General features: G+C 48.5%; 34 protein-coding genes and 5 pseudogenes. 22 read left to right on the top strand and 17 right to left on the bottom strand.

Annotated features, from left to right (window positions below; translation table 11 throughout):
• From BUC02_RS16730 to BUC02_RS16725, 5 genes and pseudogenes are all read left to right on the top strand, one after another.
• Positions 1-95, top strand: a pseudogene (locus BUC02_RS16730) (AAA family ATPase); the annotation flags it as partial.
• A gap of 75 nt (positions 96-170) precedes the next feature.
• Positions 171-500 (top strand): transposase, encoded by a 330-nt coding sequence (locus BUC02_RS08275; RefSeq protein WP_073321178.1) that lies wholly within the window; start codon positions 171-173, stop codon positions 498-500.
• 17 nt (positions 501-517) lie between these two features.
• Complete coding sequence (locus BUC02_RS08270; protein ID WP_175549821.1) at positions 518-1366, top strand: IS3 family transposase; 849 nt, start codon at positions 518-520, stop codon at positions 1364-1366.
• A gap of 137 nt (positions 1367-1503) precedes the next feature.
• Entirely contained in the window at positions 1504-2721 is a 1218-nt protein-coding gene (gene mef(A), locus BUC02_RS08265) for a macrolide efflux MFS transporter Mef(A) (protein ID WP_073321172.1), read from the top strand.
• 120 nt (positions 2722-2841) lie between these two features.
• Positions 2842-2922: pseudogene (locus BUC02_RS16725) on the top strand (ABC transporter ATP-binding protein); the annotation flags it as partial.
• Positions 2923-3019: 97 nt separating this feature from the next.
• Here the strand turns inward: BUC02_RS16725 and BUC02_RS15860 are convergent.
• The 5 genes from BUC02_RS15860 to BUC02_RS08240 all read right to left on the bottom strand — a co-directional run bounded on the left by BUC02_RS15860 (position 3020) and on the right by BUC02_RS08240 (position 5972).
• Positions 3020-3217, bottom strand: a complete 198-nt coding sequence (locus BUC02_RS15860; RefSeq protein WP_139261072.1) for a hypothetical protein — start codon at positions 3215-3217, stop codon at positions 3020-3022.
• A gap of 152 nt (positions 3218-3369) precedes the next feature.
• Positions 3370-3864, bottom strand: coding sequence for a lincosamide nucleotidyltransferase Lnu(C) (gene lnu(C) / locus BUC02_RS08255; RefSeq protein ID WP_019543803.1), 495 nt, complete (start codon positions 3862-3864; stop codon positions 3370-3372).
• 23 nt (positions 3865-3887) lie between these two features.
• Positions 3888-4925 carry an IS1595-like element ISSag10 family transposase gene (locus tag BUC02_RS08250; protein ID WP_073321166.1) on the bottom strand — a complete coding sequence of 346 codons (1038 nt, stop codon included), beginning with the start codon at positions 4923-4925 and terminating at the stop codon, positions 3888-3890.
• A gap of 96 nt (positions 4926-5021) precedes the next feature.
• Positions 5022-5570: a hypothetical protein gene (locus BUC02_RS08245; RefSeq protein WP_073321163.1), complete on the bottom strand. Its 549-nt coding sequence runs from the start codon at positions 5568-5570 to the stop codon at positions 5022-5024.
• Positions 5571-5705: 135 nt separating this feature from the next.
• Positions 5706-5972 (bottom strand): hypothetical protein, encoded by a 267-nt coding sequence (locus BUC02_RS08240; protein WP_073321160.1) that lies wholly within the window; start codon positions 5970-5972, stop codon positions 5706-5708.
• A gap of 154 nt (positions 5973-6126) precedes the next feature.
• Between BUC02_RS08240 and BUC02_RS08235 the strand changes: the two genes are divergently transcribed.
• Genes BUC02_RS08235 through BUC02_RS08210 form a run of 6 tightly spaced genes read left to right on the top strand, consistent with a single transcriptional unit; the run spans position 6127 to position 10265 of the window.
• On the top strand, positions 6127-6477 hold the full coding sequence (locus tag BUC02_RS08235; protein WP_073321157.1) for a contractile injection system sheath initiator: 351 nt from the start codon (positions 6127-6129) through the stop codon (positions 6475-6477).
• A 2-nt stretch (positions 6478-6479) separates the two neighbouring features.
• Positions 6480-7463, top strand: a complete 984-nt coding sequence (locus tag BUC02_RS08230) for a hypothetical protein (protein WP_073321154.1) — start codon at positions 6480-6482, stop codon at positions 7461-7463.
• A 9-nt stretch (positions 7464-7472) separates the two neighbouring features.
• A complete protein-coding gene (locus BUC02_RS08225; protein WP_073321151.1) occupies positions 7473-8090 on the top strand; it encodes a baseplate wedge 1 family protein in 618 nt (205 codons plus the stop codon).
• Positions 8091-8098: 8 nt separating this feature from the next.
• Positions 8099-8962, top strand: a complete 864-nt coding sequence (locus BUC02_RS08220; protein WP_073321148.1) for a hypothetical protein — start codon at positions 8099-8101, stop codon at positions 8960-8962.
• A gap of 15 nt (positions 8963-8977) precedes the next feature.
• Positions 8978-9967: a hypothetical protein gene (locus BUC02_RS08215; protein WP_073321145.1), complete on the top strand. Its 990-nt coding sequence runs from the start codon at positions 8978-8980 to the stop codon at positions 9965-9967.
• 10 nt (positions 9968-9977) lie between these two features.
• Positions 9978-10265: a hypothetical protein gene (locus tag BUC02_RS08210; RefSeq protein ID WP_073321143.1), complete on the top strand. Its 288-nt coding sequence runs from the start codon at positions 9978-9980 to the stop codon at positions 10263-10265.
• A 4-nt stretch (positions 10266-10269) separates the two neighbouring features.
• Here BUC02_RS08210 and BUC02_RS16155 read toward each other — a convergent pair whose 3' ends face one another.
• Entirely contained in the window at positions 10270-10434 is a 165-nt protein-coding gene (locus BUC02_RS16155) for a hypothetical protein (protein ID WP_158212868.1), read from the bottom strand.
• A 153-nt stretch (positions 10435-10587) separates the two neighbouring features.
• Between BUC02_RS16155 and BUC02_RS08205 the strand changes: the two genes are divergently transcribed.
• From BUC02_RS08205 to folE, 6 genes are read left to right on the top strand one after another with little or no spacing between them, the layout of a single operon-like run.
• A complete protein-coding gene (locus BUC02_RS08205; protein WP_073321141.1) occupies positions 10588-11058 on the top strand; it encodes a ParB N-terminal domain-containing protein in 471 nt (156 codons plus the stop codon).
• A complete protein-coding gene (locus BUC02_RS08200) occupies positions 11058-11798 on the top strand; it encodes a hypothetical protein (RefSeq protein WP_139261071.1) in 741 nt (246 codons plus the stop codon). Before BUC02_RS08205 ends, BUC02_RS08200 begins: the two co-directional genes overlap by 1 nt.
• Positions 11779-12438: a 7-cyano-7-deazaguanine synthase QueC gene (queC, locus tag BUC02_RS08195; RefSeq protein WP_073321137.1), complete on the top strand. Its 660-nt coding sequence runs from the start codon at positions 11779-11781 to the stop codon at positions 12436-12438. Before BUC02_RS08200 ends, queC begins: the two co-directional genes overlap by 20 nt.
• Positions 12439-12440: 2 nt before the next feature.
• Positions 12441-13010: a 7-carboxy-7-deazaguanine synthase QueE gene (locus BUC02_RS08190; RefSeq protein WP_073321135.1), complete on the top strand. Its 570-nt coding sequence runs from the start codon at positions 12441-12443 to the stop codon at positions 13008-13010.
• Positions 13011-13064: 54 nt separating this feature from the next.
• Entirely contained in the window at positions 13065-13406 is a 342-nt protein-coding gene (gene queD / locus BUC02_RS08185) for a 6-carboxytetrahydropterin synthase QueD (RefSeq protein ID WP_073321133.1), read from the top strand.
• Positions 13387-13947 carry a GTP cyclohydrolase I FolE gene (folE, locus tag BUC02_RS08180; protein WP_170930520.1) on the top strand — a complete coding sequence of 187 codons (561 nt, stop codon included), beginning with the start codon at positions 13387-13389 and terminating at the stop codon, positions 13945-13947. Before queD ends, folE begins: the two co-directional genes overlap by 20 nt.
• Here folE and BUC02_RS08175 read toward each other — a convergent pair.
• Entirely contained in the window at positions 13911-14462 is a 552-nt protein-coding gene (locus BUC02_RS08175; protein ID WP_073321128.1) for a hypothetical protein, read from the bottom strand. The two genes, folE and BUC02_RS08175, sit on opposite strands and share 37 nt — an antisense overlap.
• Before the next feature lie 25 nt (positions 14463-14487).
• Here BUC02_RS08175 and BUC02_RS08170 point away from each other — a divergent pair, with 25 nt between their 5' ends.
• Genes BUC02_RS08170 through BUC02_RS08150 form a run of 5 tightly spaced genes read left to right on the top strand, consistent with a single transcriptional unit; the run spans position 14488 to position 20463 of the window.
• Positions 14488-14703: a MerR family transcriptional regulator gene (locus BUC02_RS08170; RefSeq protein ID WP_073321125.1), complete on the top strand. Its 216-nt coding sequence runs from the start codon at positions 14488-14490 to the stop codon at positions 14701-14703.
• Positions 14704-14706: 3 nt separating this feature from the next.
• Positions 14707-15159, top strand: a complete 453-nt coding sequence (locus tag BUC02_RS08165) for a hypothetical protein (RefSeq protein WP_073321122.1) — start codon at positions 14707-14709, stop codon at positions 15157-15159.
• A complete protein-coding gene (terL, locus tag BUC02_RS08160; RefSeq protein WP_073321119.1) occupies positions 15143-16537 on the top strand; it encodes a phage terminase large subunit in 1395 nt (464 codons plus the stop codon). Before BUC02_RS08165 ends, terL begins: the two co-directional genes overlap by 17 nt.
• Positions 16538-16551: 14 nt before the next feature.
• Positions 16552-17793: an anti-CBASS protein Acb1 family protein gene (locus BUC02_RS08155; protein ID WP_073321116.1), complete on the top strand. Its 1242-nt coding sequence runs from the start codon at positions 16552-16554 to the stop codon at positions 17791-17793.
• A 3-nt stretch (positions 17794-17796) separates the two neighbouring features.
• Positions 17797-20463 (top strand): phage minor head protein, encoded by a 2667-nt coding sequence (locus BUC02_RS08150; RefSeq protein ID WP_073321113.1) that lies wholly within the window; start codon positions 17797-17799, stop codon positions 20461-20463.
• A 7-nt stretch (positions 20464-20470) separates the two neighbouring features.
• On the opposite strand, the gene BUC02_RS08145 is transcribed toward BUC02_RS08150, so the two are convergent.
• The 10 genes and pseudogenes from BUC02_RS08145 to BUC02_RS16405 all read right to left on the bottom strand — a co-directional run.
• On the bottom strand, positions 20471-21289 hold the full coding sequence (locus BUC02_RS08145; RefSeq protein ID WP_073053485.1) for a hypothetical protein: 819 nt from the start codon (positions 21287-21289) through the stop codon (positions 20471-20473).
• 25 nt (positions 21290-21314) lie between these two features.
• Entirely contained in the window at positions 21315-21470 is a 156-nt protein-coding gene (locus BUC02_RS16150) for a hypothetical protein (RefSeq protein WP_170861496.1), read from the bottom strand.
• Positions 21469-21843 (bottom strand): annotated as a pseudogene (locus tag BUC02_RS08140) (class I SAM-dependent methyltransferase); the annotation flags it as partial. The gene BUC02_RS16150 and the pseudogene BUC02_RS08140, both read right to left, overlap by 2 nt.
• 186 nt (positions 21844-22029) lie before the next feature.
• On the bottom strand, positions 22030-23031 hold the full coding sequence (gene rlmN, locus BUC02_RS08135) for a 23S rRNA (adenine(2503)-C(2))-methyltransferase RlmN (protein WP_083564500.1): 1002 nt from the start codon (positions 23029-23031) through the stop codon (positions 22030-22032).
• A 74-nt stretch (positions 23032-23105) separates the two neighbouring features.
• Positions 23106-23891 (bottom strand): ABC transporter permease subunit, encoded by a 786-nt coding sequence (locus tag BUC02_RS08130; RefSeq protein ID WP_026667057.1) that lies wholly within the window; start codon positions 23889-23891, stop codon positions 23106-23108.
• Between the two features lie 12 nt (positions 23892-23903).
• Entirely contained in the window at positions 23904-24698 is a 795-nt protein-coding gene (locus tag BUC02_RS08125) for an ABC transporter permease subunit (RefSeq protein ID WP_035769273.1), read from the bottom strand.
• Positions 24699-24711: 13 nt separating this feature from the next.
• On the bottom strand, positions 24712-25599 hold the full coding sequence (locus tag BUC02_RS08120) for an ABC transporter ATP-binding protein (RefSeq protein WP_073321110.1): 888 nt from the start codon (positions 25597-25599) through the stop codon (positions 24712-24714).
• Complete coding sequence (locus BUC02_RS08115; RefSeq protein ID WP_073321108.1) at positions 25596-26213, bottom strand: TetR/AcrR family transcriptional regulator; 618 nt, start codon at positions 26211-26213, stop codon at positions 25596-25598. The genes BUC02_RS08120 and BUC02_RS08115 overlap by 4 nt, the downstream gene beginning before the upstream one ends.
• Positions 26214-26423: 210 nt before the next feature.
• Positions 26424-26585, bottom strand: a pseudogene (locus BUC02_RS16665) (helix-turn-helix domain-containing protein); the annotation flags it as partial.
• Positions 26581-26733: pseudogene (locus BUC02_RS16405) on the bottom strand (GTP-binding protein); the annotation flags it as partial. The pseudogenes BUC02_RS16665 and BUC02_RS16405, both read right to left, overlap by 5 nt.
• Positions 26734-26852: the final 119 nt, after the last annotated feature.

Genomic DNA, 26852 nt, shown 5'->3' with positions numbered 1-26852 from the left:
CCTGCGCGTTCGGGATGGAGGCCTGCAAGCGGTTCTACTCGGTAAGGTTCACCAGGCTACCCGACCTGCTGATGGACCTGTCCGCCGCGGAAGACTGGACCATGCAGGAGTTTAATAAGAGGGTAGCATAAGCTACTATATTCATTGCGCAACCCCAAAAAGGTAAAACAATGGCAAAAGTCAACTACAACTCCGAGACAAGGGAACAAGTCATCAAACTGGTCCTGAAAGGCGAAAAGTCCGCAAATCAGATAGCCAAGGAACTCGGAATAGGGCCAAATACGGTCGGTAGGTGGGTAAACGAGTACCGCAAGGAACACAACCTGCCGAGCTATCGCGAGGAACGGCGCATCCGCAAGGTGTCCGTCGAGGAACTCGCCGCCAAGAACAGGGAACTGGAGAAGCTCCTGAAGAAACGCGAAAAGGAACTCGCGGACGAGAAGGAGACGGTAGAGATCCTAAAAAAATCCCTGCACATCTTTATGCGACCACACGACTGAAATGCGAGGCGATACACGTGAACCGCAAGAAATACTCAGTCAGGAAGATGTGCAGAGCCCTAGGAATACCGCAGTGTTCCTACTACCAGTGGTCGAAACAGGAAACGGCAAGGGCCGAACGCAAGGCCCGTGAAGAACGGCTTGTCCAGAAGGTCCGCGACACCTTCGAAGAAAACCACCGCGTGTACGGTTGCCCGAGGATGCAGGCCGCACTCAATGACAAGGGCGTCGAGGTCAAGGAATGGAAGCTGCGCCGTATCATGCGCGAGAATGGCCTCTATCCGGTCACGCTCAAGAAATGGAAACCCTACCGCAAGGGCAAATGCGATGCCATGTACAGCGAGAACCTTGTGCAGCGGAAGTTCGATCCCGACAGCCTGAACGCCGTCTGGACCGGCGACATCACCTACGTCAAGACGGCGTTAGGTTGGGTGTACCTTGCCGTGGTACTTGACCTGTGCAACAAGGAGGCGGTGGGCTACGCCGTGAGCAAGAACATCGATACCGAACTTGTCAAGCGCGCGTTGTCCAATGCCATCATGCAACGCGGCCATCACGACGGGCTCATCTTCCATTCCGACCGTGGCGTGCAGTACAGTAGCATGGGTTACCGCACGATGCTCTCGGAGAACGGGATAACGCCCTCGATGAGCGCACCGGGCTGCCCCTACGACAACGCCTGCATGGAAAGCTTCTTCGCTAGCTTCAAGAAGGAGATGGCCTACAGGCGTGACTTCAAGGACATCGAAGACGTGCGGGAGGCCGTTTTCAGGTACATCGAGCTGTTCTACAACCGGAAACGGCTCCATAGTTCGCTCGGTTACATGACACCGGTGGAATATAGGCTGTCAAAACAGGCTGCCTAGACCACAAGGGTATACCACTTAACAAGAAAAAAGGATATATTTTAACTTAACCGGTAATGAATATGGTCGTTCATGAACCCACTATTAAAAAACCTACAAATCCACAAAGTGTTGCGGAATTAAGGGAGATAATATAAATGGAAAAATACAACAATTGGAAACTTAAGTTTTATACAATATGGGCAGGGCAGGCAGTATCATTAATCACTAGTGCCATCCTGCAAATGGCGATTATTTTTTACCTTACAGAAAAAACAGGATCTGCGATGGTCTTGTCTATGGCTTCACTTGTAGGTTTTTTACCCTATGCGGTCTTTGGACCAGCCATTGGTGTATTAGTGGATCGTCATGATAGGAAGAAGATAATGATTGGTGCTGATTTAATTATCGCAGCAGCTGGGGCCGTGCTAGCTATTGTTGCATTGTATATGGAGTTACCTATCTGGATGGTTATGGTAGTATTGTTCATCCGTAGCATTGGAACAGCTTTTCATACCCCGGCTCTCAATGCGGTTACTCCACTTTTAGTACCAGAAGAACAGCTTACGAAATGTGCAGGCTATAGTCAGTCTTTGCAGTCTATAAGCTATATTGTTAGTCCGGCGGTTGCAGCACTCTTATACTCCGTTTGGGAACTAAATGCTATTATTGCCATCGATGTATTGGGTGCTGTGATTGCATCTATTACGGTAGCAATTGTACGTATTCCTAAGCTGGGTGATCAAGTGCAAAGTTTGAAACCAAATTTCATACGAGAAATGAAAGAAGGAATGGCTGTACTACGGCAAAATAAAGGATTATTTGCTTTATTACTCGTTGGAACATTATATATGTTTGTTTATATGCCCATAAATGCTTTATATCCTTTAATCACTATGGAATGTTTTAATGGTACACCGATGCATATTTCTATTACGGAGATTGCTTATGCCTCTGGTATGTTGATAGGGGGTCTATTATTAGGGTTATTTGGGAATTACCAAAAGCGAATCTTATTAATAACGGCATCCATTTTTATGATGGGGATAAGCTTAACCATTTCAGGATTACTTCCCCAAAGTGGATTTTTCATATTTGTAGTCTGCTGTGCAATAATGGGGCTTTCGGTTCCGTTTTACAGCGGTGTGCAAACAGCTCTTTTTCAGGAGAAAATTAAGCCTGAATATTTAGGACGTGTATTTTCTTTAACTGGAAGTATCATGTCTCTTGCTATGCCAATTGGGTTAATTCTTTCTGGATTCTTTGCTGATAGAATCGGTGTAAATCATTGGTTTTTACTATCAGGTATTTTAATTATTTGCATTGCAATAGTTTGCCCGATGATAACTGAGATTAGGAAATTAGATTTAAAATAAACAATATTGGAGGGATATTTATGTATCTTATTTTCATGTAATTCTTCCTGCTAAAATCGCAGGGTTTTCCCTGCGTACAAGCAAATGAAAACATGCGATTATAGACAGGAGGAAAATTTTATGGAATTGATATTAAAAGCTAAAGACATTCGTGTGGAATTCAAAGGACGCGATGTTTTAGATATAGAAGCATTAGAACTTGGCAATAAAAAAATAGACGAGCTCCGAAAAGAAATAAACAATATCAATATTCAAATGATAAAATTTTCCGACCTGTACGGGTGGATATGACAGAATTTTAAGCTGCAAGCTTAATGCTGATTCTGCTATCCCTTAGCCAAGTTGATAATTCGTTATTCATTTTTGCTGATGTTATAGCAGCCAATGCGCCACTGCCATCAACAGACCATGACATGCCATTATGCTTTTGCCTTCTGGCCACTAAAATATCATTGAATTTTTCGACAATATTGCTTGATGTCCTTAGACCATTCATGTGCCTTACGGCGTAGCACGGTACGAATGGCTTCTTCCTTGTCAGATAGTCAGTCAGTTCTTTAAGTCTGTGGCTATGTCACAACAAACAGTTGATAAATAGCCATTTTTATAGGGGAGTATCAGAACTCCCCTACAAACTGTTATTTGCAGTTATCTATACTCATTTGGAATTTCGATATGAAGTGTCTCACACAATAACTTCACATCATGTGCATCATTTTCATCAAACTCGTATCCCAGATGGAACATTACTTGACTATATGGTTCAATACAGGAAACCTCTATTTCCTCAATTCTTCCTTTACCCGAAAAAGTTTCTACCGGAAAACAATCCCCATCATAAAGAATTTCACCTTCGTCCGTATATTCAAAACAATGCAAATCAATAATTCTGTTTTTCAAATCTTCCCATACAGTATGGTTCAATGTTGTATATTCCATCTTAATCTCATAAAAGCCATTAGCTTTCATTATTTCTATAAAGTTCTGATAATCGTTCTTTTCTACAAAAATGTCAATATCATTATGGGCTCTTGACTGATATCCAAGAAGAGCATCTACACCCCAGCCACCATCAAGAAAGACTTTAATCTCCGCATCTATTGCAAATTGAAGAATCTGTTTTACATCTGTTATATTGACCATCTTATCATCTCCACAAATTCTAATTAGGCGACCAGAGGAACTGCTGGTCTGTTTGATAAATCTCTGCATTTAGCAGTTTTCAATGTTGCCAAAACGAAAGTTAAGAAGATGTTCCTTTTCTCCATGTCGCTTTCTTTGGCGTAATTTACAAGGTTATTCCACACAAGATAGTTGTTCAGATACTTGGTAGAAACACCGTTAAAGCCACGCATAAACCTCTTTAGCTGGCTATGGTAGCTATTGATATGTTGGATATTATAAATGCCTTTCTTGGCTTTGCCAGTCTTTAACTGCACAAGGTCAATGCCATTGGCATTTGTAAATCTCACATAGGAGTTCATCTTGTCCGTAACAAGAGTGGAATTGGTCTTAATCCTACCATCATAAATATGATGTAAATCTCTTGTAGAAACTCTACCAGTATTCGTAATCTTGGAGATAGACAAGCCATTCCTATTAACCGCACAAGGAACACATACCTTTTCTTGGGACAAGCCTCTGATATGTGTAGAATGACCACGCTTATGAGCCTTGCGTGGCATAGCAAATGTCTTACTCTTGCTATGATTGCCCTTGTACGAGATGGCGAAAAAAGTTTCGTCAGCCTCAATAATGCCGTCAAGGGTAACATCGTCTGCCATATTCTGAAGTGCATCCAAAATCTTGTGTCTCCAAAGGAATGCGGTGTTTCTGTGAATCCCACAAGCAACAGCAGTCCTACGAATGGATAAGCCATTCATCATACAATCAATGTACTGCTCCCACACGGACAAGTCTTTTCTTGTACCAGACACAATGGAGTTCGTAGCAATCACGAAGGGCTTGCCACAATCCTTACATACATATCGCTGTGTGCCATCTTTACGATGACCATTGCGAACCACATGGATACAGCCACAAAGAGGGCATACACGACCATTTGCAAAGCGTTCCTTTGCTACGAAATCTTCAATATTCAAAGACTTTACAAAGGCAGGACTTAAAAGCATTGTTTTAAGGCTTTCCTGCTCTGCGACAGTCAACTTACCGATAATATCTAATGCGTCTTTGATAGTAGGCATATCCAATTACCTCCTTCGGTGGTACTGTTTCTTACTATTATTATACGCTATTTCTCGTCAAAAATCAACCATTTGTTGTGACAGAGCCTTTTTTTTCTATTTCCCGTTAAATACTTTTTGGAATTGCTCCGTACAATAATTTGGGTTATTCGTAATTTTAATTTCCTTGCTCTTTTCTATTCCCAATTCATCGTATTTCACAATATAAGCGCGTCTTCCATCGGGTTGGCAAAAAACCTCTAATTTTTTTGTACTTGTTTGATTGCACATTAAAGTGTAATCACCATTTATCATGGCTTGTTCTGCTAAAACACTATTCTTTATTGCAGTTAGAGTATCTCCCGAAGCAACAGCAACCAAAGCTTGCGCAGCAAGTTCTATATCAACCATGACGACAATAGAATCACATTGATTTATCGCGAACATCTCTGTTTGACCTTCGGCTTTCGGATAATACCAATAAACACGATGCGTTTTGGCACTATAAATTTTTCCAGCACCTCTAGTTTCTTTTACCGCACACTTAACCAAATTTCCTCTTTTTATACAACCTTTGGGAGCCTTTGTTGCAGAAGTAAAAACCTCCGCAAATTGAGCAAAGGAAAACATCGCAAGAAATAAAATGGCAACTAATGTTTTTGACATATTAAAGAATATAGCAAAATTATTTCACCCCAAAATTCATAATGTTTTTTCTGCTGATACACCTATTTAGGTGTTTTTTACGATAATTAGGCGTTGCAAGCAGCAATGCCTTTTTCTTTCATTCTCTAAATTCCACTAAACGAAGCCTTCCGCTTCGGCTATCTTCGCGATGTGAAGCAGTAGTTCACGCATCGTCGTGAACTTGGCTATTGTTTCCGCTTCATCGACTAGGTGCTTGTCAAACACGGCGCGAGGCACACCGTCAGAATAGCTTTCGATGGCATCATCCAAAAGGCCAACCTTACTCCTATGCCATGCGGAGAAATAATCTTTAGCCCAGCTGTACGTTCCTTTTTCCAGCTTGAGCTTCTTGGTGATATTCTCGTAAAGCGTGGTCGTCATTTGTTCAGAGCCTTTTTTCTTTCTTCAAAATATACTCAATTCGCACAGGTTCGCAAGGCGTAAATCAGAATAATTCAGCCCTTCTTTTGGTGTCTTTTGGGTTGATTTGGCATAATTCACGCCCCACGCCAAAGCGTATCTACTTTACGGGCTGATGAATGAAATGGCCCTTGACAATTCCCACGACATTTTCCTTGATGGCGACCACATCTGCCGTATCGGCAACATCGCCAAGAAGGTTCGACAGGCTGTTCTCTGCCTGTTAAAGACGGAAGAAGGGGAAGCGTTCACCAACATCGAACACGGCGTTCCCTGGCTTGAAAAGATAGCCGGTTTACCCGTTTCTCACCTCGACGTAGCCCAGCGCATCATTCGCGAAAAAATCGAAGCGGTCAAGGGCGTAAAATCCGTAATCGCGATAGACCTCGCAACGGACGGAAGAAACCTTACGGGAAAATTCAGCGTCCAGAGCATCGACGGCAGAACCATCAACGGGGATTTCTAGCGATGGCGATAAACGCAGTCATTGTGGACTCTATATCGGGAATCTCCATCAAGAGCTACCGCGAAATCCGTCAGGCCATCGCCACCAGCTTTACGGAAGTGTTCGGTGCGTCCATAAACCTTGAGCCGTCCTCTCCCGACGGGATGTTCGTTGACCTGCTTGCATATATGTACACGGAGCTTGCACAGGTGATACAGACCGTCGGCGCGAACATCGACGTTTCGACAGCAACGGGGACTTTCCTGGATATGCTAGCCTCTATCGCGGGGCTTGCACGAAACGAGGGAGAAACGGACGAATCCCTAAGACAGCGCATAGAGACGGCGACTTTCGACGGCTTGGCGACTCCCGACGGAATGACGACCTACCTGAAAGAGAACATCACGGACGGCATCACCTTCAAGGAAAATACGAAGAACGAGACAGTCGGCGGAATCCCCGCCCATTCTTTCGTGGTGTTCGTTCCGGTCACTTTCAGCACCGAGGACATTGACCCGTCCGATAAGGACTGGCAGGCAATTCTCGACGACAGCACGCGCGCCCACACCGTCCAAAACTTTATCGCGCAAAAGATTTGGAACTGCAAGCCCGCAGGCATTCAGAGCTACGGTAACAACAGCGGCGAGGCTCGCGACGTAAGCGGTTTCCTGCAACAGGTCCAGTTCAGCTTCATCCAGGGCGTTTCCTACCTCGTTCGCATCGACTTTACTGTCTATGACGAAGAAACCTTGCCATCGGACTATGAACAGGTCATAAAGAATGTCGTCTGCGAATGGGCCAAGAAGGAATACACTTCGGGAAAGGACTTGATACCGCAAAGAATCAGCGCCCCCATCTATAGCAATGTTCCGGGCATCGAGTCCATCACGGTCACGGTCGCAAGCGTGGACAATCCACGCCACTGGACAGACGAGCGCGTCCCCATAGACGAAGACAAGATTGTTTCCATCACGGCAGAAAACATCACGGTCACGCTCGTAAGCTAGGAAACCGCCATGCAGCACATCACGGACTTATGGCAGCATATCCAGCACCTTGTAATCACGCAGTACAGGGACTCCACAAACCTTCTCTCGCTCTTGAGGAAGGTCTTTTCCAGTTTTCAGGATTTGGAAGATAGTGCGTTCAGGCTTTCCAACTTCGCGAACATCGACGAGGCGGAAGGTGAATGGCTCGACCTTATCGGAAAGTTCCGCAACATCCCGCGACAACCCGGCGAGACGGACGAAATGTACAAGGCGCGTCTCAAGATTTCCTTCAAGAAGAACTCCGCAGGGACGCCGAACAACATCATCGAAAACGCCCGTGACCTTTCGGGCGACGCGAATCCGCATTTCCTTGACGAATGTCCCGCCATCTTTTTCGTCTATACTCCGCGAGGCAGGCAGCTTCGACGCCGCGTACTTCAAATGCTGGCGCCTGCTGGCGTCCTTGCGCTCCCCGCTGCTGGATTGAAGCTGGCTGGTTCAAACAGGTTCCTCGCGACGGTTCAGCATCCGCAAAAGAAGATTGTGACCGTCGCGCTTGAAGAAAGCGTAATCGAGAACAACTATCTCACGACAGAAACTGGGAAACGGATAATGACCGAAGACGGCAAGTACATCGTCTTATAGGAGAATCCATGGCAGAAGAAAATACCACCATCCTAGAGCTGGACACAAGTACGTTCGAAGCCCTCAAACAGGGCGGGTACTTTGCCGTAAGCATTCTTGGCCACACCTACAAGGTTGCCTTGAGTGACCTGGAAGGAGTCGGTGCAAGCGACCACAAGGTCTGCGTCCAGCAGGGCGACGAAGCGGGATTTCTCGCCAATGTTCTCGTTCCCGACGGTGACGCAATCACGCTCACGCCCTTAAACGGCACTCTACGAATAGGCGTGAACATGACGGGAGAAAGCGACCCGAAACTTGCGACGCTGCCGGAATCGGATATAGACAGCGAAACGAGCAACTACGGTTCATACCAGCTCAAGCAGGGCGCGGAAGAACTTGTCTGGGGCGACGTTGAGGGCGATACCTTCGACTACTGCAACGCCAAGATATACCAGAGCATGAGAATATCGGACGCCCAGGGTTCCATTTCAAAATGCACCATCGCGCTTGCAGGAACACTTGCATCGAACAACGCATGCCTCTGCATCGGCGTTTTTGACACGGAAGGAAACCTGCTCGGACACACGGGGCTGCGTCACTACGGCGTCGATTTCGACAGCTCGACGGAACTCTGCACTTTCGACATGACTGAAATGAGGCAGGGCGCCTTGACGATAAAGCGGAATACGCGATATATCGTTCAAGTTTGGTCTGTAGGAGTCCAGCTTGCCGCCAAGGACAGAACCAATTACAACTACCAGTATGACTACACGCTGCGTCAGAACCTGGAAACGACAGTCGGCAACAAGATTTATTTCGTTGACCCGCTGAACGGCATTTTCAACACGGCGAGCAAGATTCCTTTTGTCTCGTTCGGCGCAAGCACAGTCTAATTCAAGGAGCGTTTCATGGAACTGGAAGAAAACATTACCACGGTGCCGCTGCTTGAAGAAGCGGACAATCTTACCCTCAACGACCTTCTCTACATCGTACAGGGCCTGAACTCCGACAGGGACAGGAAACTATCGCTTGAAAAATTGCGCGACTTTCTGCAAAGCGTTTTCAAGAACATCACCGTCGTCGGCATAGGAAACCATCCCGACACTACAACCATTACTCCCTCCGGCGTGACTGTTTCCGGCATGGGTGGCACTACAGAAATAGGGAAACAGGCGGTGACAACGACCTTTCTTTCCGCCTATTCGCTCACGCTTAGGAACTCCAATCATACAGTCACACTTTCCGTCAATGCTTCCACGAACGAGCTTGTGATAGACCATTCCATCAATCTCGATGGAGATATTACCTCTAGCGGAAAATTTATCGCCAAAAGTGGAAGCACTGCAACGCACAATCTCTATACATCAGAGCTTGGGCCAAGCGGCCTCGAAATCAAGGGACCGGGCGGAACGACGAAGATTACGATGATAGCGCTCACGACGCAGTATATCTCCGCCCAGGTCTTGTCCATAAGTGGACAGGCAACTATAAAGAAGCTCTCCACAGACCAGCTTATTCTCAATTTCACGCCGCTGGAACAGTCCGACGGGGAAGCGAGCCAGGGACAGTATCGTTCCATGACAAACTGCGAAAGCCACTGCACATCCGGCATACCGTCTGAATACTATACTGCCGTTTGCCCTGGAACATACGGCTACGAAGGAAACGATGATTTCACGCTAAACTCAACCAGCCATGAAGTCGGCGAAGTCGTACTTGTCACCAATACAGGCAAGTACGGAGGCGGAACACCCGTAAACCACCCTATCATCGTCTATCAGGCAAGCGATACAACGCGGTCGCATCATATCGCATCGATTGAGCCCGGAAACAGCAAACAATTTATCTACAGGGGTAAGGACTCGAACAATTACCCCGTGTGGACTTCCTTGAATTAGGTAGAATGGCATGACAACTAGAAAGGACAGCGCCAAATGGCGCGAAATGTTGAAGCCCCTCATCCTTGCGCTCATCGCGCTTGCTTCGGCGACTACAGCCTACGTCAAGAGCCACAGCGAGGTAAGCGAGGGTTCGGAAAGGAACGCCGTTTCCATGGCCAAGATGGAAACGCGCATCGAGCTTATTGAACAGCGAACATCAAAAGTGGAACGGGAATCGGAAATCCTCAAGGGGACTCTTTCCGACATAAAGAGCGATGTTTCGTTTATCAGGGGAAAGATGGAAGCGCAGAAATAGCTTCTTATTCTTTTTCCTTGGGTTTATTTTTTGCGCCCTTGGGCCTTCCGCCCTTCTTGCCGTTCTCGGCGCTGGTGGGCTTGGGACGGCTCCCAATCATCTGCGAATGGATTGAACGCACTTCCGCGTCCGTAAGAATTTTTCCGCAATGCGGACACCTTGCTGGCATAGGAATCTCCCGTTTTACCTAATCAAGATAGGTTTATTTGCCGATTTTGTAAAGGCATAATCAAAGAAAAATTGAATTGTATGCAAATTTTATTGCATTTTATTCAAAAAAGTATTAAATTCTATTCAATTCTTTTGCATAGGATTCAATTTTATGGAAATTCGGGAAGTCGAAATCGGGCTTTTGAAGCCATACGAGAATAACCCGCGCAACAACGAGGCGGCAGTTGACAAGGTGGCCGCGAGCATTTCCGAGTTCGGTTTCAAGGTTCCCATCATCATCGACAGGGAAAACGTAATCGTCGCGGGACACACACGCTATCTCGCCGCGCAGAAGCTGGAGCTTCAAAAAGTCCCCTGCATCGTCGCTGACGACCTGACCCCGAATCAAATTAAGGCATTCCGCCTCGCAGACAACAAAGTCTCGGAATTTAGCGGCTGGGATTTTCAGAAGCTCAACGAGGAACTTTCGTTCCTCGGAGAAGCAGCCTTTGACCTGGAACAGTTCGGGTTCTTGCCGAACGAAAACGTGGATTTCGACAGTTTCCTGACGGACGAAGAAAATCCACAGAAGAAACCCAAGACCATCACCTGCCCCCACTGCGGAAAAACCTTCGAGAAATAATGCTTCTACACATGGCGACAGATGGACTCGTAGGAGATTTCTACACAAAGTTCCCGAAGAAGGAACTCAATATCCTTACGTCCTTTGAATATAAAAGTTCGTTGATGGGAAACGATGTACGCGAGTTCAACCACTTCATCGCGGACAGCGGCGCCTTCACGGCGATGGCAAGCGGCAAGAAGATTGACGACAGTTATATCGACAGCTACATCGAATGGATAAAGGGCGCACACATTGACCATTTCATCGAAATGGACATTGACGAAATTGTCGGCATAGACAAGGTCAAGCAAATCCGAAACCGCATAGAACGCGCAACGGGAAAGCAGAGCATCCCCGTTTGGCATCTAGGACGCAAGAAAGAAGGATGGCTCGACATGGTGAAAAACTATCCCTATGTCGCGCTCTCGCTTAGCGGATTTACAGCATCGAGCAAATGGCTCAAGGCGAACGACTGGAAACCGCTTCACTATTTCCTCGACACAGCGGCGGAAAACGGCTCCAAGGTTCACGCGCTCGGATGCACGAACTGGGGGCTTCTGCGCAAGTTCCATTTCTACAGCAGCGACTCAAGCACATGGAGTCTCGGCGAAAGATACGGGACGTGTTTCGTGTTCCAGGATGGCGTAATGAAGGTCGTCTCGCTCCCCAAGAAATTCAAGAAGAACAAGAAAACTCTTGGCTTCCATAACAAACAACAATGGTTCAAGGCAATGCAATATGCAAAAATCAAGATGTGACGCAATCTTGCTGCTTTCGGGCGGCATCGACAGCACGACAGTTCTGGAACAGCTGACGAAGCAGGGCAAGAAGGTTTTCTGCCTTATCTTCGACTACAAACAGAGTCTGCGCAAAGAAATCGCGGTGGCGGCATCCAACGCGAAGCGGCTGAAACAGCCCTACAAAATCGTTTCCATCGACCTCGGATTCACGGGAAGCAAGTGTTCCCTCATTTCCAAGTCCAGGATAAGCGAAAACCGCAGCTTCGAGCAGATTGATTCCGCGACTCCCACAAGCTATGTGGAGTTCAGAAACGGCATCCTGCTTTCCTACGCGGTCATGTTCGCGGAGGTCAACGGCATAAACGACATTTACGGTGGCTTCAACGGGCTTGCAAGCGGCCAGTATTACGACGACACACTCGCATTCATCAAGTCGTTCGAGAAAGCTGCAAACGTCGGTACGTCCCCGAATTTCAAGGTAAGGATTCACGCCCCGTTCTCGACAGTAAGCAAAGCAGAAATCGTCAAGATTGGCCGCAAGCTGGGAATAGACTACGAACGGAACACATGGAGCTGCTACAAGAACGGCTCGACACATTGTGGCAAGTGCGACAGCTGCAAGCAGCGTGAACGCGCCTTGGCACAGGGAGGCAAATAGCCATGCAGAAAATCTACAGAATAAACAAGATATTCTTTAGCATCCAGGGCGAAGGAAAGCGCGTGGGAACGCCGCAGGTATTCGTGCGTTTCAGCGGATGCAACATGAAGTGTCCCTTCTGCGACACAAACCATGAACCCTTCGACGAAATGACCGCCGAACAGATTATTCAGACCTGTCTTTCCATCGCGGGAAATTGCAGGAGCGTTTCCTTCTGCGGAGGTGAACCCACCTTGCAGCTGGACGACGAACTCATAAAGGCTTTTGATGGCTGGTACAAGTCCATCGAGACAAACGGAACGCACAAGGTTCCGCAGGGCATCGACTACATCGTCTGTAGTCCCAAGACTTCGCGCATCGAGCCGGACAATATCGACGAACTACGTTTCGTCATAAAGGCTGGCGACCCGCTGCCTACTCCGTGTAAGACAGCGAAACGCATGTGCCTTAGCCCATGCTTCGACGGGGACAACCTCGTCAAGGAAAACCTCTATCACTGCATAAAGCTGGTGCAGGAAAACCCCAGCTGGCTTCTCTCGCTTCAATGGCACAAGTTCATCGGTATCGAGTAGCCTGTTTCGTTTCAAGGGCGGGTTTCTTCCTGCCCATTCCCATAGGAGAAAGCAATGTATCGAGTATGCAAGAGACTGGAAATTTCGGGAGCGCACCGTCTGGAACTCCCTTACCCGAGCAAGTGCAGCAACCTTCACGGCCATAACTGGCTTGTGACCATTTTCTGCAAGAGCAAGACGCTCGACAAGGACGGAATGGTTATCGACTTCACGCACATCAAGAAGATAATCATGGAAAAGCTCGACCACGCCTATATCAACGACGTGGTGGATTTCAACCCGACAGCCGAAAACATGGCGAAATGGATTTGCGACCAGGTGCCGTTCTGCCACAAGGTCGTTATTCAGGAAAGCGAGGGGAACCTAGCGCAATATGATAAAGACGAAGAAGATTGAACAGCTTGTACGGCAGCTTCTTGAGGCGCTGAATGACAACCCCGACCGCGAAGGTTTAAGGGACACGCCGCGCCGTGTCGCGAAATACTATGCAGAAATGTTCGAAGGTCAAAACTACACGAACGCACAGCTCGCGAAAAAGTTCGGCAAGTGCTTCAAGCAGGATGCGGACGGTCAAATCGTTTCCGTTGACGATATAACGATTTTCAGCCACTGCGAACACCATCTTGCCCTCATGTACGACATGAAGGTTTCAATCCGCTATATCCCGCACGGGAAAGTTCTCGGACTCTCCAAGTTCGCGAGGATTTCCGAAATGGTGGGAAAGCGTTTGCAGCTCCAGGAGAAAATCGGCAGTGACATTGCCGAGGTAATCATGCTCGCGACTGGAAGCAAGGATGTAGAAGTTCGCATCGAGGCGAAACACGCCTGCGTCACGGCAAGGGGCGCAAAGAACTGCAACATGGTCACGCGTACGCTTTTCTCAAGCGGCGCCTTCAAAACTCACTTGACCTCGAATGTCACGGAGTCTATAAGCTGATGCGTGTCGATAAGCGGAGTAGCACTGGGCCGTCCTTGCCTGATTCTCGCCTGCACGGTAGCATCGCGCAGCGGCTCATACTTTTCGCTGTCGCGCATCGCGAGCGTGATGCAGTCCTTCAAGCGCATCCCCAGTTCCTCGCACATCGTCTGGACGGTCATTTCGCCGTTGATTATCTGCGGGAGATACTTGCGTTCAAGTTTCGGCATGATGGCGCGAAACCGTTCCATGGCAAAACGCAGGAAGGGCCTTGCCGGAATTTCCGGGTAGTGGACGCCCTCAAGCGTCGTCCCTTCCTTACGGCCGTAATTCAGCGTTCTCGCTATCAACGAATTGGAAGCGGGTTCCCTCAATGCGGGAGTCAGCTTTCCCGTCTTTTTTCTGTAATCGAGATTTTCCTTCGCTTTCCGTGCAGTCCCGTTTCCATCTATCCAGCCCGATAGAATGGTCTTTTCGTTCAGCTTCTTTAGAGCGTCAAACCTTTTTCTCAATCCCTCGAAATCCGTGATAGCCATATCCACAACATAGGAAAAACTTTGTATGGGGAACAAAATCTTAAACAAAGACCTAATCACGCCTAAACCGGGCTACTTCACGATAAAGGAGGTGGCCGACAAAATCGGCTTCAACCACTTCACGGTCTATGACTGGGTGCATACCCGCGGTATGCCCGTGAGAAGAAGCTGCAAGCGCGGACGCATGACCGTTTACTGGCCCGATTTTCTGCGCTGGTGGAAGGAGTTGAGGAACGACTGATGTATGGCAGATTCCCAGGACATGAGGGCCATCGGCAAGCTCGGAGGCTTGGCGTCTTCAAGGAGCAAGCTGAAAGCGAAGGAGGCGCGGGAGGTCGCGAGAAACGTTCTCGGGACAAAGTTTCGCCTGTCCGAAGGACGCTTGAAGGAATCGCTCCGAAGCATCGGAATCCAGGTGGAGAAACCCATCGAGCTTCGCGCCGCAATCATTTCGGTCATGAGTGGCATGGCTCTTTCCGGCAACATCAAGGCGGCGCGTTTCGTGTTCGACATAGCGGAGGAAACGGAAGATTCCAAGCTGACACGCGCAAAGCGCAAGATGCTCGACAGGATGGTTGACAACCCCGACGCGGTAAACATCGACACAAACGGAGAAATCCCCACGCCCGACGAATTGAGCGAGATAAAGAGGCAGGCGCGGGAACTTGGCATTTACGAGAATGACACCACAGATTGAACAGCTCGCAAGGACAAACCTTCTTGCCTTTGTAAAGGCGACGATGCCGAATTACAGCATCGGGTGGGTCCACCGTGAAATCTGCGCTCGCCTCATGCGTTTCTACACCGACGTAATGGAACGCAAGAGTCCCCGCCTCATTCTCACCATGCCGCCGCGACATGGCAAGAGCCAACTTGTAAGCAAGCATTTTCCTGCGTGGTGCTTCGGTGTAAATCCCGACATTTCCTTCATGGCGTGCAGCTATAGCGACGGGCTTTCCAGACGCGTGAACAAGGACGTGCAGCGCATCATGGAAAGCAACGAATACCACCGCATATTTCCGCGAACGACCTTGCCGCCGCGAGGAAGCAAGTACACGCGCTCGACAAACCTAATCGAAATCCCCAACAGGAAAGGCAGTTTCAGAAGCACGGGTATCGGCGGAAGTATCACGGGTATGGGCTGCGAAATCCTCGGCATCGACGACCCGCTGAAAGACAGGCAGGAAGCGAACAGCATCACCATACGAGACAGGATTTGGGACTGGTACACATCTACCGCATATACTCGACTTTCTCCGGGCGGGGGCGTCCTCGTCACGCTTACGCGCTGGCATGAAGACGACCTGGCGGGGCGCCTGCTCAACGCCATGAAACAGGGCGATGGCGACCAGTGGACGGTCATAAACTATCCCGCGATAGCCGAGAAGGACGAACCACACCGCAAAATCGGCGAGGCACTGCACCCGGAAAGATACCCGCTTGAAATGCTCGAAAAAATCCGCATCAACGTGGGAAGCTATGACTGGAACGCACTCTACCAGCAGCACCCCGCACCAGTCGGCGGAAGCATCATCAAGCGCGAATGGCTGCAACAGTACGAAATCTTGCCCAAGGTTTTCGACAAGATTATACAAAGCTGGGACTTCACCTTCACGGACAGCGCGTCAAGCGACAACGTAGCGGGAACCGTCTGGGGAAAGGTCGGGGCGCGTTTCTACCTCATTGACTGCGTGTGTGCCAAGATGGACTTTGTTTCGAGCATCCGGGCTTTCCAGCGCATGAGCGAGAAGCACCCCAAGGCAATCCGTAAAATCATCGAAGACAAGGCGAACGGCCCCGCAATCATTAGCGCGTTGCGCAACAAGATTAGCGGCATCGTTCCCTTCACGCCGCAAGGTTCAAAGGAAGCGCGAGCCTTTGCGGTAAGCCCGCTGTTCGAGGCGGGAAACGTCTATATACCCAAGCAGGATGCAGAACATCCCTGGGTTCGCGACTACATCGACGAACTGGTTTCTTTTCCAAGCGCTCCGCACGATGACCGCGTGGATTCCACCACGCAGGCTCTCAACTACTTGGCAACTGGTATGGGGACGGGCCTTATCAGCTTCATCTAAAAGGAGAATAAATCATGGAAACTGCAAAGATAAGGGACGGCGCCTACGGCAATTTCGTAACGGGAATGGGCCGCAGGGACACCGACAAGACGGAAAGCACTTTCGTCAATCCCTATGCGGGAACGGATATTGTCGAGCTTGCGCGTATAAAGGTGCAGGACGGCATCGCCGCACGAATTGTCGAGTGCGTCCCCGAAACGGCTTTCAAGGAACCCGTCACCATCACTGGCGACAGTTCAGGCAAGGTATTCAAGGAGGCTTCCGCCGTCGGGCTTTTCGAGGCCCTACAGCTCGCTGGCGAATACCAGCGTCTCACGGGCGGCGCCTTGATTGTCTCGGAATACGAAAACGAGTACGACATTGAACAGCTCAAACGTCCAGCACCGGAAAATCGCAAGATTTCGCAATACCGTGTTTACAGCGCTGGCAAGGTGGAGTTCCAGCCGACAGATTTCCAGGGCGACACGCCCAAGGTTTACCGCGTCGTCCTTCTTGATAACAAGCGCATCGAGATACACCCGTCGCGCTGCACCGTCATTCACGGAAAAATCGTCCCCGACATTCTCCAGGGAATACCCATAAGGGAAAGGTTCTTCGGTATGCCTGCACTCAAGGCGTGCGAACAGAGCTTGAAGAACCTCGCGAATGTCGTCGCGTCCATCGTCAACATGGCGACGGAAACGGGCGTGATGCTTTTCTCGCTGGAGGGCTTCAACGAAATGCTCTCCAAGCCCGACTGCGGAATACAGGACGCACAGCAGCTCATAAGCCTCGTAAAGGTTTCCATGAGTTCGTTCCGAGGCGTATTCTCCGGCGCGAACGACAAGTTCCAAATCCTAAGCCACAATTTCGCGGGACTGCCCGAAGTTCTCCAAAAGGCGATGAACCTCGTCTGCGCGGATTCGAGAATCCCCGTGAGTATCCTTTTCGGCCAAAGCGCGACTGGACTCGCCCAGACGAATGAGGGCGACTCCAAGGCATACGCGGAGCTTGTGGAAAGCTGGCGTTCCCGCTACATCTACCGCCCCGCCTGTTCGCTCATCGCCGACCTTTCGGAAAGGAACTGCGGCATCGTCTGTTCGGAATTTGAATGGGGCGCCGTCACCACAATGTCCGTAAAGGAAAAGCTCGAAGCGATGAAGATGCAGGCGGAAATGCTCAACATCTACTATCAGATGGGCGCAATAGACGAGCAGAGCATCCGCGAGGGAATCTTCAAGAACGGACATTCCTGGGACATTTCCGTAAAGGACTAGAACATGGCTGGCAGCTTCGTAAATTTCGTCAAGAACGTGGAACGGCTCGGACAGAAGAAACGCGGACGCAGGCCCGTGTTTAACGCGCACCAGTTCTATCCCAGCGCCATCGAGGCGGACCTTGAACGTGCAACGCGGGAAGAATTTCTTCGCGCCCTGGAAGAAAACATCCAGCTTGCGCTCCGGGGCTTCACGGACGACATTGACGACCTGACGAAAGCCGCTGCGGAGCTGCCCCCCGAATTTGCCAAGAAGGTTTCCTCGCTTGCCGATGCAGTCGGCGTCAAGAACGGCTGGAATTTCAGCGAGTACGCCAAAATGACCGTCGGACAGCCATATTTCCCGCCACCAGCGAAAGACGAGATTTTCGAGGCATGGAAAAAAAACTTCCAGCAGCTCTGCATCAGTGCGGAGAGCGACGCCAAGGCGGACATTTCCCGTATTGCCACCGAAGCGAAGATGAAGGGCTGGAACAAGAGGGAACTGGAAGCGGCCATCCGCGCCAAGCTCCCCGTCGAAACGAAACACCGTGCAGAACTCATCGCGAGAACCGAGACCGCCAAGCTCAATTCCGCCGCGAGCATTTCGACGTACAAGCAGCTGGGCATCCGCTACTATGTATGGCTCACGACCTTGGACGGTCGCGACAGGGAAACGCACACACATCTGAACGGTCTCATCTGTAGCCTGGACAATCCGAATGTCTATTACGAGGAAACGCCCGACGGACTGGTCGAAAAGGAAAGAACCGCCTCGATGTTCCACGGAAATCCGGGCGAGGATTTTCAGTGCCGCTGCTCCATGGTCGCCTGGGACCCCGAAATCGACGGAAAATACGAGGTCAAGGAACGTCCCGAACAAGAAAAGGGCGCAGAACAGCGTACAGAGGCTTCTACGGGCGAAAACCTTCACAAGGTGGAACAATCTATCGCCGAACAGGAAAAACAGCTGCAACAGCTCAAAAACGAGCAAATGCAGCTTTTGAGCCGTCAAAGGCTGGAACAGGCGGCAGAAAAGCGCCATGCCCGAAGCGCCGAGGAAATCGCGGACATTCAGAAGCGCTGGGACGAACGCAAGTCAAGGCGCAGGCTCAAGGAAGCTGCCGAACAGCGACATTCCCGCAGGACTTCGCAGGAAGTCGCAGCAATTCGCAAGGAATTGCAGGAAAGGCTCGACACGCGACAGACAGCGCACAGGCTTTTGCAGGACGCGAACGGCATCAAGGGCCTACCCGAAATGGGCGAACTGGAAAAAGCCTTGCAGAAGGGCGGCAAACAGGCGTACAGCGACATGAAAAAGCTCTCCCGAAAGCTCGAAACGAGTCTGGACACATTGAAGGGCTGCACGTACCTTGCAGACCCGTTCCAGGCGGCAAGGGACTTCGACTATTCAACCGCCATCACCGTCAACGAATCCGTAAGAAAGAAGCTCGACGGCATGGGCAGCTCGCTCGCTGGCAAAAAGCACGACCTGGAATTTGAAATCGACTGGGTTGAAAAACACAAGAAGTATGCAAGCTGGAAGGTGGCACAGGATGCTTACAAGAAAGCTCTCGCCGAAGTGGAACGCCTCATCGACTGGGAAACGGAACTTGGCCGCGTGGACTCCATCAAGATATTCCTCAAGAACCACCCCAAGTCCGCAGTCCTCAAGAAGCTCACGACCGAAATGGACGCGCTTATCGCCAAGGGCGACAACGCCGCGAAAACGGAAATCAAGGAACTGCTCAAGAAAGCGGAAACGAGAAGGAAGGAAATCGAATACAAGGAAGGACTCGAACGCCTCAAGAAAATCAAGGCTGGCATCAAGTCCGGCTCAAGCGTCCCGTTCTCGACAAACATCAGCATCGACGACCTTCGCGCCCTCAAGGGCGACAAGCTGCCTCCCACGCTCGGACACCTGGACACCGCCATCGAGAAGTACAAGAAGGGCCACAACTACGGTTCAGCGACAAAGAAGCACGCCGCAGAAATCGAGGCGACGATGCGCGAGCTGTTCCAGAAGCACGACTTGGGGATGCACATAGAAGACGACCTGCTTGAAAAGGTTTTCAACAGCCATTTCAAAAACACCTTCGAGACAGGAAGCTCCGGCGGGTATAGCGGCCCGTCGCTAAACGCGGACGGTTCAATCAAGCAGAGCCATTTGAGACTATCCGCAGCACACAAGCTCTTTGACCTGGGTTCAACGGAAAAGGCGAACCAGCTCAATATCTCGCAGTACGAAAAGTACGGCAACCTTCTCGACCATGACAAGCTACGTGAGGCGACGACGCACAACCGCGCCACCCAATACGGAAATGTCGCGGTACGTTTCAAGAAGGACAAAGTGACCTGCACATGGACGGCTGGCGACAGCCTAAGCGAAAGATACCAGCCCAGTCTCGTCACCGACCCGAAAGCGGTTTCCTACGACGACATGTATGAAAGCAAGCTGCCAGTGAAGGGAACGCAGACGAACGACATGACGAAATTCCGCAGCGACAACATCAGCAGCTATCTTGAACTGCAATTTCACGGCGATGTGACGGTCGATTGCGTGGAGTCGCTGACGTTCCCTTACGACCTAACAGAAAAGGCGAAGTCCAAGTATCTAGGCTTCGCCCAAAAGTGGAAATCCATCGGAACAGAGGTTTTTTACATAAAAAACGGCAAGCTGGAGAAGCTCTAGTTGCAGATTATTGTCTTTGCTTAGACAAGTATTCATTCAAGGCTTTATTGCAAGACCCATAGCTGGTATAACGCAATGAGCTAACTTGATTTGCTGGATTTTTAGTTCCTTCGAGCACGACTCTGTAATCCCCATAAAGTTCTATGCACTCGTATGCAACAGGAGTCTTTTTGCCATTTAAGTAATTATCCAAATCGCGATTGCAGGATTTATAGTTTGAGTAGCGTTTCGAGCTAACTTGATTTGCCGGATTTTTAGTTCCCGCAAGCACGACTCTAAAATCTCCATAAAGTTCTATGCACTCGTATTCAACGGGAGTCTTTTTGCCATTTAAGTAATTATCCAAATCGCGATTGCAGGATTTATAGTTTGAATAACGTTTTGAACTAACTTGATTTGCCGGATTTTTAGTTCCCGCAAGCACAACTCTAAAATCCCCGTAAAGTTCTATGCACTCATATTCAACGGGAGTCTTTTTACCATTTAGGTAATTATCCAAATCGCGATTGCAGGATTTATAGCTTGAGTAGCGTTTTGAGCTAACTTGATTTGCTGGATTTTTAGTTCCTTCGAGCACGACTCTGTAATCCCCATAAAGTTCTATGCACTCGTATGCGATAGGAGTCTTTTTACCATTTAGGTAATTTTCCAAATCACGATTGCAGGATTTATAGCTTGAATAACGTTTTGTACTGACTTGATTCGCTGTATTTTTAGTCCCTTCAATTACAACTCTATAATCTCCATAAAGCTCTATGCACTCATAATCCGTTGCATAAAGACAAGCAGATAAAAGGAGATACACTGAAAGAAATTTCTTTAGCATAAAGGGCCTTTATGACATTCAAGATTTAATCTTTGTCCCAATGGGGAAAACCAGCCGGGTCAACATAATCGCAGTCAATGACTTTATCTTGAGGATTCAAGTCTAAAGTTTGCTTTTTGACTTTCTTGACTTTGCATGGAACGTTATATTTTTCCATGAGCTTTTCCAAGTCTTTATCCATATATACCTTGTATGGAACGATGATAATAAATCTGCTCTTTCGGTTGCCCTTCAATCGCTATATCATAGTAACTGTGCGGTGTCATATATTTTTCAGTCAACGTGACAAAACAAGGGTGTTGCGTTGCAAAGACAAAAATTCCGCTTTCCTGCAACAGTTCATAAACAGCCATAAGAAGTGGTTCAATGTCCGTAATATCCATAATTGCCATATTAGAAACTGCTTTCGTAAAGGCTCGATTTCTTTTTAATTCTAATATACTTTTTCTATCGGTCGCATCCGCCACACAAAATTCAATTTGTTTTGCATATTGTGATTGCCGTCTTTTAGCCAATTCTATCATTTTTTTGCTGTAATCAAAAGCGACAACCGAAGGGCGTGTCCGCACAGGGACATCTTGAAATTGAAGGAGAGCTTCCTCTGGTTTCAATTAAGCTTTCCGGCTCTATGCCTGTCCTTGAAGATTATATTCTTTCAAAGCATGCTGTTCAGATTAATCTTCGCGATGTTGATGAACCTGGTACTTATGGGTTGACGACCCTCCAAAAATTGCGGGTCGTTATACCGTAGGAGCGTCGTTCCCTTTATTATAATCACTTACTAATTGACCACAGGCAGCTTTTATTCTATTACCTCTTGATTCCCGAAGTTTTACTTCCAAGCCAGCCTCCTCTAGTCTAATCTTAAATGCAACCAATTGTTGCTTGTTAGGACGTTTGATTCTCTTACAGGCAGTTTCATTATATTGTAAAAGATTAATCAGTACATTTTTTCCTCTAAACCATTTACCAAGTTGTCTTACGTCTGAAGCCCTATCATTAATTCCAGGAGCGAGCAGATATGCAATGGTAATCTTTCTGTTATGTCGTTCAGAATAGGAAAGCGCAGCTTCGACAACACTATGAATGCTATTGGATTTCATGTGCGGCATAATCATGTTTCTAGTTGCTTGATCCGTTGCGTGAAGAGAGAGTGTAAACTGAATCTTTAAATGCTCCTCTCTCAGTCGCTTCAACTGTTCAACTGGTCCAACAGTCGATACATTTATGCCATCTGTAGGAAAATTAAGTCCATTGCGATCACGAAGTATATGAATACTTTTAATCAGATTATCATAATTAAAGAGAGGTTCTCCCATCCCCATAAAAACGATTCTGTTGACACGTTCTTTCAAAAGAACGATTTGCTGAACTATTTCAGCTGGTGAAAGATTGCGAATAAATCCATTTTTTCCTGATGCACAGAAAATACACCCCACCGGACAACCGACCATAGTGCTAACGCATACCGTATTGCCAGTCCTTCTTTTAATGCATACTGTTTCAATGCAGTAGCCATCTTGTAATTCAAAAGCATACTTTGTAGTATCTCCCCCTACATATATGTCTTTTATAGTCATAGTTTGATTTTTAGGACTTACGCCATTTTTATACAAGGTTTTGAATAAAGACTTAGCTCGTTCTTCTCCCATACATTTGGCTACTTCATCAAAAGTATAATTGTACGGATTGCCCTGAATCATTTCTAATGTAGGAGGGCCCATTTTCTCTTTATTTGCCATGATAATTCCTTTCCTCGCATTGTATTTGGTTGACGACCCTCCAAAAATTTCGGGTCGTTATACTTCATGTAACATCACAATTCCCGCCGTTTCCACTGATCCAGGGCAGCTGCGACACAAATACCTGCCACAACGATCGTTAAGACGAGATAGGGAAGGTGGAAACCGTGCAGTGCTACCTCGTACACATCAAAATAACGCAATGGGGTCAGGTAGTCCAGGAAATGATTTCCTGTGTACTCGGCAGTAAAGGCCAACCCATAGGCAGCCAGCATGGAAATTGTTCCTGTCCGCACCGCAGCCTTATAGGATCGAAGCACACTGGAAAACAGCAGACCCAGGGCAAAAAAGAGAGTCTGGGTAAAGAACATTCCCATCGTTGTGGAAAGCACCGCTCCCGGCTGATCCAGACCGCCCAAAGGAAGAACGATCGTGAAATAATTACACACGCCGCTGAACAGGGCGAACACCAGCAGGTTCACTGCCGAAACGATCACCTTCGCCAGAACAATGGTTTTCCGCTTCACAGGCTTTGTGAACAGGTATTCCGATGTTCCGAATTTCTTTTCCCTTGCCACACAGGACAGTCCCAAAGACATGGCATAAGGAAACGCCAGCAGTCCCTCCCAGAAATAGATGCACACATACCAGCCGGTGGATGTCGTCAAGTCGCCTTTGACTCCGAACATGATCATGATCAGTCTCGGAAATTGGCTGACCATCGCTGCCATTTCATCCAGACTGTCCCGTAGGGACAGAAGCTCAAAATAGCAGAAACCGCACAGAAGCAGCATGATTCCCAGCCAGATCAGCAAAAGTCTTCTGGTTTGGCGGAATTCATTTTTAATCAATGTTTTCATGTTCACACCTCCTTAGCTGCGGAACTGAATGTCTTTTTTCAGAAAGACACCGTAAGAAAGCACCAAAAACAAGGCAAACAGCAGCACGCACCACCCAAGATACCGGAGGTCATAGAAGCCGGCTTTGGAGATCTCGGCGGCTCCGAAGAACGAGTAGGGAGACAGAAAACTGATAGCCCGGTTACTGACGATGTTGGAGAAGCTGGTAATGCAATACTCAACGAACACAACCAAACCGGCAGTCAGCAGCGGACTGCGGTTGCGGGAAAACAAAACTCCCACCATCAGCCCCATTGCAGCGAAGAACAGCGTCACAAGGGTCAGGGACAGGGCAATCAGGAAAAACTCTCCCCAAGGAGTTCCGGAACGGAATGTTGCCATGGCGAAAAGGGAAGCCAGCAGATACGCCGCACCCACGATCGCCACGCCGACAAACACCGTCCATGCCTTTGCCCAATAAATTGCTTTCCGGGGAAAGGGCTTTGTAAACAGGTATTCCGAGGTTCCTTCCGTACATTCTCTGGTGTGAATGGAAATGCCGAAGTGCATCCCGAAAACGCCGGAGGCAATCATGAAAAAGCTGGTCAGGAACCCGTAAATACCCAGCGGAGAGGTCAGGTATTCCATCGATACGCCGACGCTCCTGTAAAAGTCCGTGGTGCCCATGGTTTCAAAGAGTTCCACGGAGGCCGCATCCAGAAAGCTGTAATAAGTCGGTGTCATGAAAAAGATGCACGCAGCCAAGGCGATGGCCCAGCCCAGGATATAGGTTCGATGCCTTCTCAGTTCATATTTCAAAATGACCATGCCTGACACCTCCTTACGCATAGTAGTGCAGGAAGATCTCCTCCAAAGAGGGTTCTTCCAAAAGCACATCGTCCAAATGCAGCAGGTGAAGCTTGTCAATGATCGCCGTGATATTGCCGTTATACATAAAGGAAACAGAGGTCTTGTCAGGACTCTCGGTGTAGTTGGCAATGCTGGGCAGGCCCCAGAACTCACGGGGGATGGCCGTTTCAGCGGTAAGGCTGACCTTTTTATAGCCGCTTTCCCGCAGCTCTCGGATGGACTGAATGCCCACGAGCTTGCCCTCTTTTAAGATCGCCACCCGGTCACACAGCTTCTGCACCTCACTGAGGACATGGGAGGAGAAGAAAATGGTGGTTCCCCGGCTGTTCTCCTCCTTCAGAATATCGTAGAAAGCCTGCTGGATCAACGGGTCTAAGCCGCTGGTGGGTTCGTCCATGATCAGCAGCTTGGGCGAGGTCATGACGGCAGACACGATCCCCACCTTCTTCTTGTTGCCCAGAGACAGGTCTGCGATTTTCCGGGTCAGATCCAGATTGAGGCGCTCGGAGAGCTCATACATTTTCGTTTCGCAATTCATGCCGTACAGGTCTGCGCTGTATTGCAGCAGTTCCCGCACCTTCATGTTTTCATAATAGCTGTTTTCGCTGGGAAGATAGCCCACATCTCTGGCAATGACACTGGCCTTGGTCTGGCAGTCCAGGCCGAAAATAGATGCGCTGCCGCCGCTGGGATGGATCAGGCCCATCAGGGTGCGGATGGTGGTGGATTTTCCCGCACCGTTTGGGCCAATGAAGCCGAAAAACTCGCCCTGGTCAACAGAGAAGCTAAGTCCGTCAATTCCCCGATGTTTCCCATAGTGCTTGGTCAGCTTTTCCAAAACAATGATTGGCTCGCTCATTTCAGATACTCCTCCTTATAAAAATTTTTCCGCAGAATTGCGATGTTCTTCTCAAAATCATCCATGACGGTCTCAAAGTCAAAAGCATTTGCCCCACGGTACCGGGCCGCATATCCCTCGCCCATCAGAAGCAGCATCTGAAATACCGGCCGGGCATCCTCCGGGTTTTTGAATTTCAAAGCGTCCTCCTCCCGAAGAACCATATCGTTTCTGAAGCTGCAGGCTTCCTCTGTCAGAATCACCAGCGCATCGGCTACTTCGGGAGAAGTTTCTTCCCAGACGCTGGTAATAAACTGCAGGGTGAAGGGCTGATTTTGGAAGCTCTCCATTTCCATGCGGCTGGATGCCAGGATCCTGTCGAACAAATCCGTTTTGGAATCCAGATGTGCTTTTTCAAATATTTCTTCAATGACCTTTTTACAGTATTCCAGCAGATAAATATAGAGCTGTTTTTTGCTTCCGAAATACTGAAACATGGATGCCTTGGAGATATGAGCAGCCACTGCAATATCATTGACGGATGCTTTTTCATAACCAAATTTTCCGAAGCACTGAAGTGCTGCGTTCAGGATCGTCATTTTCTTTTCTTCCCTCAGCGCCAAAAATTTTTCCACTTTGATCCCTGCCTTTCAACGAAATAACCGAATCGGTTATTTATAATATAACACCAATAACCGATTCGGTCAAGTAATTAAAAATTATCATTTTAAAAATAGATAGACACCCAAAAAGCCGCCTGTACGAGCATTTCCCATGCCCGCACAGGCGGCTTGCGTTATTATGCAAAATTGTTTTTCCGTTTCTCAAAGCCGGCTCATTCTAAATCAATCCGATGAATATGTGAACAACGTGAATTTGTTTTTGCTGTACTGAAGTATCCCATCCTTTTGCATCTGAGAAAGCGCCACCGACATGGCGGCCCGTTCGACGCAGAGGTAGTCCGCCAGCTGCTGGCGGTTATAGGGGATGGTAAAGGACAGGCTGCCGCTCCAAAAACATGGTGTCCGTCCTCGTTGTCCCTTTTTCGACGCTCCCCGGTTCTGAAATGGCTCCGCTGGCATATAGCAGGCTCTCCGTCAAGGTCGTCTTTCCAGCGTCTACATGGGCAAGAATTCCAATATTGATTATTTTCATGTGATTGTCCTCCCTTTACTGCCCCGAAGGGCATAAAAATCCTCCAAGGGCTTTACCCTAAAGATAAAAAAAGAGGGTGAGCTGTTCAGCTCATCCTCTTTAAGTGGAGCCTCCCGGAC

It is taken from the genome of Fibrobacter sp. UWOV1, assembly GCF_900142495.1.
Lineage (GTDB): Bacteria > Fibrobacterota > Fibrobacteria > Fibrobacterales > Fibrobacteraceae > Fibrobacter.
Note: the sequence above shows the minus strand (reverse complement) of the source record. Positions and strands in the feature narration are given on the sequence as shown.